The sequence below is a fragment of the Mycobacterium sp. PDNC021 genome (genome assembly GCF_048282635.1).
GTDB lineage: Bacteria > Actinomycetota > Actinomycetes > Mycobacteriales > Mycobacteriaceae > Mycobacterium > Mycobacterium llatzerense.
Genome location: NZ_CP182502.1, coordinates 1,720,110 through 1,735,201 on the forward strand (window position 1 = coordinate 1,720,110; position 15,092 = coordinate 1,735,201).

A 15,092-nucleotide genomic window follows, 5' to 3' on the forward strand; every position below is an offset into this window, starting at 1 on the left:
GGCTTCGGCGCGGAATGCGGGCCGCGGGCGTCACGCGGTCAAGCCGGCGCGCGAGCCCTACAAGTGGCTCGGAACCGGTGCCGTTGCGTTGGGCATCGGTACAGCGTTGGTCAACGGTATGGGTGTTTCGACTGCTGATGGCGGCGCGAGCACAGGGTCGAGTACCCCGGGCACATCGCAAGGTGCCGCGGCAGCCGGCAACGACGGTGTCGACAAGTCCCATGCGCATGCCGGGCAGCAGCACGCCGACGCTGCTACTGCGAAGACCCAAGGGGCATCCGCCGGCCACGGCACGCCTGCCGGCCCCGACACGTCTGGTTCTGGTACGGGTATTGATGAAAAACAACCGAGTTCGCCCAATGCCGTAACCGCAACCCATCCCGACAAACATTCGTCCGGTGACGGCACGCCGCGGCGGTCCCGCGGACCCAAGTCGGCGCCCGCCTCTGCACCAACGGCAGCACCGACCGCCGGTGACGTGAGCGCCGCAACGGCTGAGTCGGGGTCGGGTATCGACTCACGGGGGTCCCGCAACGCCAAGGGCAGCCGCAACGCCGTGGTTGCCGCACCCAAGCCGGCTGCCGCGGCGGCGGCACCGGGGACAGCAGCGCCGAGAGCTTCGGCAAGCGTCCCCGGACCCGCTGCCGGTGCAGGGCCCAGCGGCCGGCAACTCCAGATGCCCGTGGCCGCGTTACTCAATGTGAACCCGGCAACCGCCACCGTGCCCGCCACCCAGGCCGGACTCGCGGCAATCACCACCACCAACACCGCCGCCGTCACCGCGCCCGTGGCGCCACTCAAGTCGCAGTGGATCCCATTGCTGAAGGTGGTGGCCGGCATCCTCACCGTGTTCGGCGCCAATCCGCAAGGTCCGACCCCTCCGTCGAGCCCATTCGGCGGATTCTTGTGGGGGCTGTTCCGCCAGTTCCAGACGGCCGCCGGTGCGGCGCCACCGGTCGCCGGTACCCCAACGGTCGGGCCGCCGGACCCGACCACGGGGACGGTGACGGGTAACCTCGGCGCGCGCGGACCGGCGGGCCTGCCACTGACGTACACGGTCAGTGCTGCTCCGGTCAACGGCGCCGTCGCGGTGACCCCGACCGGCGACTACACCTACACGCCTACGGTGAACGCTCGCCAGGCCGCCTCGGTAGGTGGAGCAACCGCGGACACGTTCACCGTCACGATCGGCGACGGGCTTGCCTCGACAACCGAGAGCGTCACGGTGCCGATCTCCATGGTGGCCGATACCCCATCAGTACCCGCCTCGGCCCGTCAGCAGACGGCGGCCAACGGTGTTGTCACCGGCACGCTTGCCGCCACAGACCCTGCTGGAAAATCGTTGACCTACACCGCAATTGCCAATGGCGCTCCGGTGGGCGGCACGGTGACGGTCACCCCGACCGGGGCATATACATACACGCCCACCCTCTTGGCCCAGGAGCAGGCCTCGGTCGGCGGGCCGACGACGGACAGCTTCGCGGTGACTGCCACCAACGGCACATACACCAGCGCCGCTGGCTTCATCACTGTGCCGATCACCGCGGTCGCGGACACACCGTCGGCGCCGGTCGCGACGAAGGTCACCGCGGATCCGGTGGGAGGGTCGGTCACGGGCACGGTCGCATCGACCGACCCGGCGGGGCGGCCATTGACCTACACCGTCTCCGCCATACCTTCGAACGGGGCAGTGCAGCTCGACAGCGCTACCGGGGCGTTCACCTACACGCCGACAGCGGCCGCGCGATCCACTGCAACCACCGCCGCCACCGACATGTTCAGCGTGACAGCGTCCAACGGCACCTATAGTGCTAGTTCGCAGATCACGGTGCCGATTGAACCGGGAACCGTTGCTGCCCAAACGATCCCGACGGTGGGCAGCCTGTCCACCAACCCCTCGACCGGGGTGGTGACCGGCACCTTGATCTCGGCCAACCCAACCAACGCCCCGGTCACCTACACCGTGGCATCTGCCCCGACCAACGGCACCGTCACAATCGCGGGTTCGACGTTCACCTACACACCGACGGCGGTGGCGCTGTACCAGGGTGCCCAGGGTGGCGCGAGCATCGACAGTTTCACCGTCACCGCTACCTCGGGCTCCACCACCAGCGACCCGGGAACGGTCACCGTGCCGGTCGCCACCACACTCAGCCAGACGACCGATGCGGTCGGGACCACCCCGTTCGGGGTTGCGGTTACCCCCAACGGCGGCACCGCGTACGTAACCAATGGTGCTGATGGCACCCTATCGGTGGTCAACACCAAGACCGGGGTGACCACCGCCGTCGTCTCAGTCGGAACCGTCCCGTACGGCGTTGCGGTAAACCCAACCGGCACAACGGCATACGTCACCAACCTGGGTGACGGCACGGTGTCAGTGATCAACACTGCCACCAACACGGTCACCGCCACCATCGCAGTAGGGTCGGCCCCCGTCGGGGTAGCCGTCGCACCCAGCGGACAGACCGTCTACGTCACCAACGTCATGGACGGCACGGTGTCGGTAATCAACGCCTCCACGAACACGATCACCAGAACCATCACTGTGGGTTCTGATCCCTACGGTGTCACGGTCGCGCCCAACGGCAACAGCGTCTATGTCACCAACGCCGGCGCAGGCACCGTCTCGGTGATCGACACCGAGACCAACACCGTGACGCACACCATCGCGGTGGGGTCTGAGCCGCTCGGCGTTGCGGTCAACCCTGCGGGCAGCACGGCATACGTCGTCAACGGCAACGACGGCACCGTCTCGGTGATCGACGCCGCCACCAACACCGTTACGCACACCGTCAATGTGGGTCATGACCCGACCGGAGTAGCGGTCTCCTCCGATGGGACCGCGGTCTACGTCACCAACAGCTCCGACGGCACCCTGTCGGTGATCGACACCGCGACCAACACCGTCGTCGGCACCGACGCTGTGGGTGCTGCGCCCGGGTCGGTGGCCGCTGGCCCCGGCGGGGTCGTCTATGTCACCAACGCCGCCGACGACACGCTGACGACGATCGATCTGGACCCAGGCGCCGGTAACCCGGCATCGGGCTCACCCGCGATGAACGAGGCAGCTACCGTCGCGGCCAGTCGCAGCGCAGTGATGCACGTGGCCACTGAAATCCTGGCCGGTGACGAACTCGTAGGCGACGGCGCCGACGGCACCGCTGCAAACCCCCACGGCAGCAGCGGCGGCGTGCTGATCGGCAACGGCGGCAAGGGTTTTGACGCCACGGCTGCGGGGATGGCCGGTGGCGCCGGCGGCGACGCAGGCCTGGTCGGACACGGCGGTGATGGCGGTACCGGTGGTCTGGGCGCGACCGGCGGCACCGGCGGCAACGCGGTCCTGTTCGGTGACGGCGGTAGGGGCGGTGCTGGTGGTATCGGCACGACAGGTTTGGCCGGCGCCGATGCAACGATCGCCGGTGGTACCGGCGGCAACGGTAAAACCGGTGGCGCCGGTGGTGCGGGAGGTCAAGGCGGACTTGGCGGTTCGATCTCCGGCGATGGCGGGGTAGGCGGCGTCGGCGGTCAAGGCGGTGCCGGAGGCGCGGGCGGCAAGGGCGGCACCGGGGCAGCTGGCGTCGCGGGTACCAACGCCGGTATGGGTAGCACCGGCGGCCGAGGCGGTGACGGCGGCGCTGGAGGCGTCGGCGGAGCCGGGGGCCTGGCGGGTGGCGTGGCTGCCGGTGGATCCGGTCACATTGGCGTGGACGGTGGCGGCGGGAACGGCGGTACGGGTGGCAATGCAGGTACGGCCGGCGACGGCGGTGCTGGCGCGGCCGGCATCTGGGGTACGACCGGAATGCACGGCTGGGATGGCGAAGGTGGCTACGGTGGGGCCGCGGGCGCAGACGGATCAAGCGGTACCGGCGGCGACGGCGGTACCGGCTACACCGCTGGCAGCACAGGCGCAATCGGCGGCGCGTCTACTGGCGACGTCCGTGGAGGCGACGGAGGCTCGGGGGCCGACGCGGACGCCAATCATTACAGCGGCGGCGCCGGTGGGAACGGTGGCGGTGCGGTCACCTACGGCACCGGCGACGTCTACGGCGGAGCGGGAGGCGCCGGTGGCGATGGCACCTACGGAGGCGGCGGCAGGGGCGGAGACGGCGGCTACGCGCAGGTGGCAAATGCAGCCTCAGCGGGAACTGCGGTCGCTGGCAGTGGCGGAACGGGCGGCCAAGGTGCAGGCGGTGGACGCGGCGGTGACGGAGGAAGTGCGCTTACCGCGGGAGTCGGACATGTCACCGCAGGTGTCGGCGGTAGAGGTGGCGATGGTTCGAGCTGGGGTGGCGCCGGTGGCACGGGCGGTACTGCCCAAATCTCCAGTGCCACTTCAGAAATGGATGCCGTTGGCGGATCCGGCGGGGCCGGCGGTGCCGGCCAATCCGGTGGAGCTGGCGGCGCTGGCGGTAGCGCGACCACCTGGGGACACGGTGATGCGATCGGCGGTGCTGGACGTGACGGCGCAACCGGCAGTGTCACCGGTGGCGTCGGAGCCGACGGCGGCAAGGCGACCACTTATGGGACCGGAGATGCGTACGGCGGAGCGGGAGGCGCCGGCGCAGTAGGTATGCCCAGCCAGTACGGCTCGTACGGTGGTGCCGGCGGCAGCGCTTACGCCTATGGCGCGGGTGACGCACACGGTGGTGTCGGCGGCCGGGGCGCAGATAACAGCGGTGGCTACAGCGGGTCGGGCGGTGCGGGCGGCCAGGCCTATATCGCAGGCGAGGGAAATCTTCCCTATGCCTATGGGAGCCCCGACGCGCCGGATATCAACAACAGTTCGTCGACCGCTACCGCGACCGGTGGGCTGGGCGGCCACGGCGGCCGGGGCGTCACCGGAGGCAGTGGGGGCGCCGGCGGCAGTGCCTTCAACTACGGTCTTGGGCACGCCGACCCGGGTACCGGAGGCGGCGGTGGAGACGGCACAGACGTCGGCGGCGTCGGTGGCTACGGCGGCAGCTCGTACGTCGTCAACAGCGCATCGACAGCCGATGCCGTTGGTGCTGCGGGTGGCTTGTCGGGCAGTGGCGGCGGAGCCTCTGGTTCTTCGGGCGGCAATGCCTACAACTACGGCGCAGGTGATGCGATCGGAGCGGACGGGCTCGACGGCACGGGTGGCTCCAATGGGGGAGCCGGTGGTTCCGGCGGCAGTGCCTTCAACTACGGCACGGGACATGTGATCGCCGGCGCGGGCGGCAATGGTGCTGCCGGCACCAACGGAACCGGCGGTGCCGGCGGTGGGGCGGGTACTGCCGCTATCTACAAGAGCGGCTCCAGCATTGACATCACCGGTGCGAACGCAGGAAGCGGCGGCTACGGCACCACCACTGGCGGGTCAGGAGGAAAGGGCGGTTCCGTCACCACCACCGGCACCGGGCACATCACCCCCGGGGCTGCCGGCAATGGCGGAGCCGGCATCAGCGTTGGTGGCGCGGGCGGCCAGGGTGGCGATGCCTTCATCAACAACAACGTCTCCACTCAGAATGTGGTTGGCGGACAGGGCGGTATCGGCGGCGCCGGTCAAACGGGCGGCGCCGGCGGCGGCGGCGGTACTGCCACCACCTACGGCGCAGGAAATGCCACCGGCGGCGCTGGACATAGCGGCGCCGACGGGGCCGGGGACAGCTACGGCGCAGGCGGCGCCGGAGGTGACGGTGGCACCGCCGTCATTGGCAGCCTCAACTCCTTCGGCACCGCGACAGGTGGCACCGGCGGGCATGGCGGGGCTGGAACTGCCAGCGGTTACGGATACGGCGGCGTCGGCGGCGGCGGTGGCGATGCCTCCACGACCGGCCTCGGACAAGTCGCTGCCGGCATCGGCGGCGATGGTGGTAGCGGCAGTACGTTCGGCGGCACCGGAGGCGGCGGGGGCGACTCTGTCGTCTACAACAGCGCATCGAATGTCGACGTCGTAGGCGGGGCAGGTGGCGTTGGCGGCGGAGGTCCGCTGGGTGGAGTCGGTGGGGCAGGCGGCAGCGCCACGACTTACGGCACCGGAAGTGCGAGGGGCGCAGACGGCCGCGACGGCGCAATGGGCAGTAGTGCCGGTGGTAGCGGCGGTGCCGGCGGCAGTGCGACCATCTACAACGTCGCATCCATCCAGACCGCGCTGGGGGGTGATGGAGGCAACGGCGGCCCGGGCGGCCAGCAATTCGGCGCAGGGGGCGGCGGTGCCGGCGGCGCGGCGACCAACTACGGATCGGGTCAAGCCTGGGGCGGCGACGGCGGCGAAGGCGGGACCGGATCGCACTTCCAATATTCGAACGGCGGCGCCGGTGGCGCCGGCGGTAACGCCTACGGCTTCGGAGCCGGAGACGCCATAGCTGGCCGCGGCGGCGAGGGCGGCGATAACGCGGGTGCCGATGTTCCGTCGGGCGTCACCGGTGACAAGCCGGGTGGTTACGGCGGTCGCGGTGGCGACGGTGGCACCGCATTTGTGGGTGGGGCCGGCTACGTCCAGACCTATACGAACGGCTACACCTACGCGTACCCGCCACACATCAATAGCAGCGGGGACGCCGATTTCGTCAACAGCAGTTCCTCCACTGCAACCGCTTCCGGCGGTCGTGGCGGCAACGGTGGCGACGGTGCTGTGGCGGGTAACGGCGGATCTGGTGGATCCGCCTATAACTATGGGCTTGGGCCGGCCGCGCCGGGTGTAGGCGGCGATGGCGGTGACGGCGCCTACGGCGCGTCTCCGACATCAACGGCCGGACTGTACGACCACATAAGAAAGGTGGCAATGGAGCAGGCGCTGGCTCCGAATGGCGTCATTGTTGAGAAAGTGCGAGATGCCAACGACAACGAACGTTTGATCGTTTATGTCGGGGGTACGTCGCAAGATTTCTGGGGCGAAAATCAGTCGAAAGTACAGGAGAATATTTTAGCCGAAGCTGGAATTCCGGATTCCGATGTCACGCGGGAAATGGATGCCGCGGTTGCGGAGAACCCCAATGTGCCGATCATGTTGGTTGGCTACAGTCAAGGCGGTATCGATGCCGCCAACATTGCGGCGTCTGGTCGTTATTCGAACGTGGCGGCCCTGGTGACCTTCGGAACTCCACTCACGCACGAACCGTCAGACTTCCCGAGTGACGTTGCTGTCATCAACCTCGAAGACCCTAAAGACTTTGTATTCCGCGCCTTCACGTTCGGCTGGGTCGCAGGCGATGTAGGGAATGCGTCGCAGTTGTTCGTGGATTCCGGAGGCGTGGAACCTTCGGATGACGGTCAGGACCCAGTACTTGTCGCGATGGAAATAGCTGCCGATTCGGGTGGATATTGGAACGTGCACCTAGATGAAAAAACGTACGAGAAGATAGGAAATGACTTCGACGGTCTGACCGGACCAGCAGCATCCGACTATTCCGGAATCAAGAAGGAACTGGCCGACTTCCAAGGTGCCGTCGTCGCGACGTGGAACGAAGCTTCGAATTCGTCGGCGATTGGTGGCAATGGCGGCACTGGCGGCAGCGCCTACATCTACAACAGCGCCTCGACGGTGGACGCAGTCGGCGCCGAGGGCGGACACGCGGGTAGCGGTGGCGCGACCAGTTATGGGTGGCAAACCAATAGCACTGGCGGAGTTGGCGGCAGCGGAGGCAATGCCGTTACCTATGGCACCGGCAACGCGCACGGCGCCGACGGACGCGACGGCTCGACCGGGGCAAACGGTGGAGCCGGCGGCAGCGGCGGCAGCGCCACCACTTATGGCACGGGACACGTCACCGCCGGTAACGGTGGCAACGGCGGCAACGGAACCGACGGAGTCGGCGGTATCGCAGGTAGCGCGGGCATGGCCAGCATCTCTAACACCTCATCCGACGTGAATGTCATTGGTGCCCGCGGCGGACGAGGTGGCGACGGGACTCGCGACGAAACCGCCTCGAGCTGGGGCGCGTCGTCGCAGATCACTGCCGGGGGCGCGGGCGGAGCCGGCGGTTACGTCGGCACCACCGGCAGCGGCGACCTACGCGGCGGTGATGGTGGTCAAGGCGGCAACGCTCACCTCGGGATCTCCAGCAGCTCGATAAGCGCGACTGGTGGAACAGGTGGTTACGGCGGCTCCGCATCGACGAGCGGTAGCGGGCACGTCACCGCAGGTCTCGCGGGCAACGGAGGCTACGGCACCACCGCAGGCGGGGTCGGCGGTGGCGGTGGCAGTGTGGGCATCTCGAACACCGCGTCAACCCTCGATGTAGTCGGTGGAGACGGCGGGTTCGGCGGCGGCAGCGCTGGCACTGGCGGCGCCGGCGGTGCCGGCGGCACCGCAGATACCTATGGCACCGGAAACGCTTTCGGCGGTGCGGGCCGCATCGGTACCGCGGGTCCGAATGGGGGCATCGGAGGCGATGGAGGCGACGCCACCATTCACAACACTGCTTCTGGTGGGCATGCGTTCGGCGGTGCTGGCGCAGTGGGTGGTACAGGCACCGCTTCCAGCGGTGGTGCTGGCGGTAGAGGTGGCGACGCCACTACATACGGCGTGGGTCAGGTCAGCGCCGGCGCCGGTGGCGATGGCGGCGATGGCGCCGACACCGGCGGTACGGGCGGCCGAGGCGGGGACGTCTTGATCTCCAACAGTGCCTCTGGCCTTGATGTTGTCGGAGGTGTGGGCGGGGTCGGCGGCAGCGGCCGGACAGGCGGCGGAGGCGGCGCCGGCGGTGACGCCGTGACCTATGGCTTCGGGGCAGCTAGCGGTGCTGATGGCCGTGACGGGACCGTCGGCGCTGCCGGCACAGGTGCTGGCGGCGGCGGGGGTAACGCGGTGATCCTCAACATCAATTCAACTTCAACCGCCGCAGGCGGTGACGGCGGGTCGGGCGGCGCTGGAAACAACGGCGGTGGCGCCGTCAACTACGGGGCTGGTTGGGCCTTGGGTGGTGACGGCGGAAGCGGTAGTAGTGGAGGTGGAGGCATGGGTGGCAACGCCGTCGCTCTCGGAACCGGAGACGCTACTGCTGGTGATGGTGGAGACGGCGGCGATTTGCCCTACGGCACAGGCGGAGGCGGTGGCGCCGGCGGTAGCGCCTACGTTGGTAGCGCGGGACTGGTCGCCTACAACTTTGGCAGCCATACCCCCTATGGCAGCCATTCCAACATCCTGAAGCTTGACTCGGGCAGCAACGGCCCCCAGTTCTACAGTCCCAACTACGGCAACTTCGACTACGTCTACACCTACACACCAATGCCTGACTCCAACGGGGACATCAGCAACTTCAACAGCAGTTCTTCGACCGGCACGGCCACTGCGGGCCACGGCGGTGCGGGTGGCGACGGGGCCATCGGCGGTGCAGGCGGCGCCGGTGGAACCGCCGTCAACTACGGATTCGGACAAGCCGACGCCGGAACCGGCGGCGACGGCGGAGATGGCACAAACGCTGGCGGCAACGGTGGCTCGGGCGGGAGCGCGAACATCTACAACAGCATGTCGCCAGTTGACGCGGTCGGTGCAGCTGGCGGATACGCGGGTGGCGGCGGCGCGACCAGCTACGGCTGGGAAACGATCAGCACCGGCGGTGCCGGCGGTTCGGGCGGCAGTGCAGTCACATACGGGACCGGCAATGCTCAGGGCGCCGACGGGCGCAACGGCTCCGACGGCACGAATGGCGGCGCCGGCGGCAACGGTGGCAGTGCGATCACCTACGGCACCGGACAGGTCACTGCCGGCAATGGCGGCGCAGGCGGTGACGGTAGTGATGGTGTGGGCGGAAACGGAGGCAGCGGAGGATTCGCTGGTGTCACCAACACCACATCGACGGTCACCGTCAGTGGTGCCCACGGAGGATCAGGCGGAAGTGGCAGCCGCAACGAAGCGTATTCAACCTGGGGCGGCGGACAGCTGTTCACCGCCGGCGGTACCGGTGGATTCGGAGGTGATGTCGCCACCACCGGGCGCGGCGACGCGTATGGCGGCCACGGCGGCTGGGGCGGCAGCGCGGTCTATGACGGCTCCAGTGGCAATGCCCCGGGTGGAGGCGGCGGCAAGGGCGGCGGCGGTGGCGGTGCGACCATCGGCAACAGCACTTCCACCGCCATCGCAATAGGCGGCGACGGCGGAGGCGGCGGCTTCGGCGGTGACGGCACCGATGGCCCCAATGGCAACAACGGCGGCAGCGGCGGCTCGGGCGGCAACGGCGGCTCGGCATCCACAGCAGGGCTGGGCGGGGTCAGCGGCGGTTGGGGCGGTGACGGCTCCTTCGGCGGTAACGGCGGAGATGCATTCGGCAGCCCTGGCGATGGCGGTCGCGGTGGTGATGGCGGAGATGGTGGTGACGGCGGCGCTGCCATCATCACCAACAGCGCCTCTACCGCCAGTGCCCTCGGTGGATTCGGAGGCATCGGTGGTCTTGGTGGTTTCGGTGGCGCCGCAAGTTTTGGCGGTCACGCCGGTGACGACGGATTTGGCGGGAGCGCAGGCAGTAGCGGGGACGTGACCGGCGGTTGAGCCGGATGGCCTGCCAGAGGTAGACGATCGAAACGCTTGATTCGATTCTGGCCCTGCTACGCGTACGGTCGGCCGCAACGACATCGAGAGGGAAGGCCCAGACATGACCAGCGAGCCAGCTTCGGCGTTCGAGGCCGGAATCACCACCCGCCGTCAGGTGATGGGCGACGAGTTCGTCGACCGTGCGCTGGCCCGAACCAGCGGCACCGAATCGGAACCGATCCAGCGCTTCGTCACCGAACACGTGTGGGACGCGGTGTGGAACCGGCCGGGCCTGAGCCGCCGCGATCGCAGCCTGCTCAACCTCGGCATGCTGACGGCCCTGCGCGCCCATGAGGAACTCGCCGGCCACGTCCGGGGCGGTCTGAACAATGGACTCACCCGCGAGGAGATCGTCGAAGCGATCATCCACGCGACGGGCTACTGCGGGGCGCCCGCGGCGCTGAGCGCGATGCGGGTGGTCCAGCAGGTGCTGGACGAGACTCCCTAGGCGCGTACGCGGGCCGATTTCAGGTGCGCTTTCTGGCGCTCGGATGCGGGCGTCAGAACGGCCGGCTGTTGGCCTGCCATTTGGCCGATTCTGGTCGTTGGCCGTAGCGCTCGATGTAGCGCTCATGCATCTGTGCCTGCTGCTGCCGCTGAACCTCGTCGATCAGATTGGGGTCCATGCCATGTTGGGCGAGGCGGTATCGGCGCCACACTTTGTTGAGTACGAACGCCATCACCAAGGCCCAGAAGTAGATCGGCAGCGTCATCTCGGAGTGGACGTACACCGATGCCGGTAGCAGCCACAGCGGAGCCAGCACGAAAACCGGTGGGATTGCGTATCGGATCATGTGCCGGCGTACCGCCCCGTCGTCGGTGAGGTCGCGACGAACCCAGTCCTGCAGGTGATCCGGCAAGCGGCGCCCGTAGGCGTAGGCGATGTGCTGCCAGAACGTCGGACGATCGGCGGCCATGACGACTCCTTTGACTGATCGGATCGAGGGGACACCACCTTATTTGTGCCCTAATAGTTAGTACACTATCTGTTAGTCCGCTATTCCGCCAGGAGGGGGTGCCGCCGATGGCGATTTCGACAGACGCAGCGGGCACAAAATGTTAGGGCCCTAACTGGTAATAAACTGGGCGGCATGTCCACTGTCTCAGAAGACGTCGACCCGCTCGCCCTGGAACGTCAGGTCTGCTTCGCGCTGGCTATCACCAACCGTGCGGTGCTTGCCATCTACCGGCCACTACTCGAGCCGCTCGGGCTGACGCATCCGCAATACCTTGTCCTGCTGGCGTTGTGGGACAACGCAAAATCCAAGCAAGACCCGTTGACCGTCAAACAGATCGCCGCGTTGCTGCAGATGGATTCGGCCACCGTGTCGCCGATGCTCAAACGCCTCGAAACCCTTGAGCTGATCCACCGCACCCGTAGCGCCACCGACGAACGCACCACACACATCACCCTGACGCCCAAAGGGGTCGCGCTACGACGCCGCGCACTGAAAATCCCGCCGGCAGTCGTAAAGCAACTGGGCGTTGATCTGACCGAACTGGAGCACCTCCACGCTGTGCTCACCAAGATCAATGCAGCTGCCGTTGCTGCCGGCGAGTCGGCAGAGTGACCCGCGTACTAGACGGCGATCGTTGCCGAGGTGCGTTCGATGGGGTAGCTACCCACGCCGCAGCAGCACTGCCTGCTCAAAAGGCAAGCGCGGAAACACCTTACGTAGAGAACCGGTGATGAGCGGGGCGGCTTCCTCCTTGCTCACCACGCGCGGGTCGACGACGTCGACCGTGTGACCGCGCCGGGTTATCCGGCCGCCACCGGACTTGGTGATGTTCTTGAGCCAGTCGCGGTCGGGGCCGTAGGTCAGCAGGATGGCGAAGCCGTCGGCGGTGGTGAACACCGTCAGCGGCGTGCGGAACGTCTTGCCGGACTTACGCCCGACGTGCTCGAGGATGCCGAACGTCGGCGCGCGGCCGGCCCACAGCCGTTGGATGGGATTGGTGACCCGACGGTTGAAACGGGCGACCGATTGCGGAATCTGCATGTCCTCATCGTGCGCCATCGTGACGGAGGCGGCCAGGGAAGCGAGTAATGTTACCGATCGGTAGCGGCGATGCCGCCGTGCCGCACACCAGCCCGCTGATTCATTTTCGAGGAGGAATGCATGCCTGCGCCCGCCAACGCTGACGCCCGCCGGATCTATGACCTGGAGCGCAGCCGCGTATTCCACTCGTGGTCGGCCCAGGGGAAGCTCGACCCACTGGTCTTCACCGGCGCCGAGGGCAGCTACCTCATCGACGGTGACGGCAACCGGCTGCTCGATTTCTCCAGCCAGCTCGTCTACACCAACATCGGCCACCAGCACCCCAAGGTCGTCGCGGCCATCGCGGAGCAGGCCGCCAAGCTGTGCACCATCGCGCCGCAGCACGCCAACGAGGCCCGGGCCACTGCCGCCGACCTGATCTGCCAGGTGGCCCCCGAAGGTTTCAACCGCGTGTTCTTCACCAACGGCGGCGCCGACGCCGTTGAGCACGCCATCCGCATGGCCCGCGTGTACACCGGCCGCTACAAGACGCTGTCGACCTACCGCAGCTACCACGGCGGCACCGCGCTGACGATCAACCTGACCGGCGACGTCCGCCGCTGGGGCAACGACTACGGCAGCGAAGGCACCACGCACTTCTTCGGGCCGTTCCAGTACCGCAGCCAGTTCGGTTCGCAGACGCAGGAGGAAGAGTCCGAGCGCGCCCTGGCGCACCTGCGGTCCGTCATTGAATTCGAAGGCCCGGGCGCGTTCGCCGCGATCATCCTGGAGTCGGTGCCCGGCACCGTCGGCATCATGCCGCCGCCGCCCGGCTACCTGCAGGGCGTGCGCGAGCTGTGCGACCAGCACGGCATCGTGATGATCCTCGACGAGGTCATGGCAGGCTTCGGCCGTACCGGTAAGTGGTTCGCGCTGGACAACTACGGCGTCACGCCGGACCTCATCACCTTCGCCAAGGGCGTCAACTCCGGCTATGTGCCGCTCGGCGGCGTCATCGTCAGCGACAAGATCCTGGAGCGCTTCCTGGAGCAGCCGTACCCGGGCGGGCTGACGTACTCGGGCCACCCGCTGGCGTGTGCGGCGTCCGTGGCGACGATCAACGCGATGCACGACGAGAAGATCGTCGAGAACGCCGAGCTGATCGGCACCGACGTCTTCGGTCCCGGCCTCGCGGCACTGGCCGAGAAGCACGACATCATCGGCGACGTCCGCGGTCTGGGCGTGTTCTGGGCCGTGGAGCTGGTCAAGGACCGGGCCACCAAGGAGCCGCTGGCACCGTACGGCGGCAGCTCGCCGGAGATGGGCGCGATCAATGCGCGTGCCCGGCAGAACGGCCTGCTGCTGTTCATGAACTACAACCGCTTCCACCTGGTGCCGCCGTGCAACATCAGCATCGACGATGCCAAGCGTGGGTTGGACATTCTGGACGATGCGCTGAGCGCGGTGTAGCCATAGGCTTTGGCCATGGCCTACCTCAAGCCGCCGTGGTTCGTCGTCAACGTCTTCAACCCGATTGCGCGGCTGACCGGCATCGGTGGCAGTGAAACGCTGACCGTCACCCGCAGCTCCAACCATTTGCCGCAGCGCATCCCGGTCGTGGTGCCGGAGGTGGACGGGGTGAAGTACCTGGTGTCGACCCGCGGCGAATCGGCATGGGTGAAGAACGTCCGGGAGAACCCGGTGGTGGCGCTCGGCAAGGCGAACTACCTGGCCACCGAGATTCCGGTCGCGGACCGGGCGCCGATCATCGCGGCGTACCGGCCGCTGGCCGGCAAGGTCGTCGAGGGCTACTGGAAAGAACTGCCCGACGACGCCGACCACCCGGTCTTCAAGCTGGCTCCGCAGCAGTAGGGTCCGCGCTGACCTCAGTATCTGCGCACATATGTGAGCAGATGGTCTATCCATCTGCACTCACTTGTGCCAAGATGGCGAAATGGCCGAAGCCCGAAGCTATGGCGGACGTAGCGCCAGTGAGCGAAGCTCCGAGCGTCGCGCCCGTTTCCTTGATGTCGGCCTGGAACTTCTGGGCACCGGCGGGCTGACGGCCGTCACCCTGCGCGGGGTCTGCAAGACCGCCAACCTGTCATCGCGGTACTTCTACGAGAGCTTCGCGGATACCGACGCGCTCACCGTGGCCGTCTACGACTCGATCGTCGAAGAAATGATCCAGCTGGGCCTCGATAGGGTCGCGCAGGCGCCGTCGGAGCTGTCTCGTCAGGTCAATGCGGGATTGCGTTGCGCGGTGGACCTTTTCGCGGCGGATCCGCGCAAGGGGCGGGTCGTGCTCAATCTTTCGCTGGCCAGCCCCGGGCTGGCCGAACGTCGTCGCGACACCAGTGAGCGCATCGCCGCCATCATCGCGAATCTGGGCGGCGACTACCTGCGGCCGGGCACCGACCCGGGCCGGTTGCTGACCATCTCGCGCTTCTTCGTCGGCGGGTTCGTCGAACTGCTCACCGCGTGGATGGCCGACCCTGCCGCGAACTGCGAAGAACTGCTCGACGACTGCACCCAATTCTTCTTGAGCATCACCGCGGACGTGCTGCACAGCTCGCCCCGCGCTCGCTTCGGCATGGCCAACTAACCCCTAAGGAACA

At 67.6% G+C, this 15,092-nt stretch carries 8 protein-coding genes; 6 read left to right on the top strand and 2 right to left on the bottom strand.

Features of this window, described 5'->3' with window-relative positions; genetic code table 11:
- Window positions 1-478 precede the first annotated feature (478 nt).
- Together ACNO8X_RS08025 and ACNO8X_RS08030 are read left to right on the top strand one after the other, a co-directional pair.
- The gene (locus tag ACNO8X_RS08025; RefSeq protein ID WP_418004863.1) at window positions 479-10,453 is read left to right on the top strand and encodes an Ig-like domain-containing protein; all 9,975 of its coding nucleotides are present in this window, start codon (window positions 479-481) and stop codon (window positions 10,451-10,453) included.
- A gap of 103 nt (window positions 10,454-10,556) precedes the next feature.
- On the top strand, window positions 10,557-10,943 hold the full coding sequence (locus tag ACNO8X_RS08030; RefSeq protein WP_418004864.1) for a carboxymuconolactone decarboxylase family protein: 387 nt from the start codon (window positions 10,557-10,559) through the stop codon (window positions 10,941-10,943).
- Window positions 10,944-10,995: 52 nt separating this feature from the next.
- Here the strand turns inward: ACNO8X_RS08030 and ACNO8X_RS08035 are convergent, their stop codons facing one another.
- Window positions 10,996-11,412, bottom strand: a complete 417-nt coding sequence (locus ACNO8X_RS08035; protein ID WP_418004865.1) for a DUF5313 domain-containing protein — start codon at window positions 11,410-11,412, stop codon at window positions 10,996-10,998.
- Window positions 11,413-11,586: 174 nt separating this feature from the next.
- Between ACNO8X_RS08035 and ACNO8X_RS08040 the strand changes: the two genes are divergently transcribed.
- Window positions 11,587-12,066 (top strand): MarR family winged helix-turn-helix transcriptional regulator, encoded by a 480-nt coding sequence (locus ACNO8X_RS08040; RefSeq protein ID WP_418004866.1) that lies wholly within the window; start codon window positions 11,587-11,589, stop codon window positions 12,064-12,066.
- A gap of 48 nt (window positions 12,067-12,114) precedes the next feature.
- On the opposite strand, the gene ACNO8X_RS08045 is transcribed toward ACNO8X_RS08040, so the two are convergent.
- Window positions 12,115-12,495 (bottom strand): nitroreductase family deazaflavin-dependent oxidoreductase, encoded by a 381-nt coding sequence (locus ACNO8X_RS08045; protein WP_418004867.1) that lies wholly within the window; start codon window positions 12,493-12,495, stop codon window positions 12,115-12,117.
- 120 nt (window positions 12,496-12,615) lie between these two features.
- Here ACNO8X_RS08045 and ACNO8X_RS08050 point away from each other — a divergent pair, with 120 nt between their 5' ends.
- From ACNO8X_RS08050 to ACNO8X_RS08060, 3 genes are all read left to right on the top strand, one after another.
- The gene (locus tag ACNO8X_RS08050; protein ID WP_418004868.1) at window positions 12,616-13,944 is read left to right on the top strand and encodes an aspartate aminotransferase family protein; all 1,329 of its coding nucleotides are present in this window, start codon (window positions 12,616-12,618) and stop codon (window positions 13,942-13,944) included.
- A gap of 15 nt (window positions 13,945-13,959) precedes the next feature.
- Complete coding sequence (locus tag ACNO8X_RS08055; protein ID WP_043401421.1) at window positions 13,960-14,346, top strand: hypothetical protein; 387 nt, start codon at window positions 13,960-13,962, stop codon at window positions 14,344-14,346.
- 82 nt (window positions 14,347-14,428) lie between these two features.
- A complete protein-coding gene (locus tag ACNO8X_RS08060; RefSeq protein ID WP_418004869.1) occupies window positions 14,429-15,079 on the top strand; it encodes a TetR/AcrR family transcriptional regulator in 651 nt (216 codons plus the stop codon).
- Window positions 15,080-15,092 lie beyond the last annotated feature (13 nt).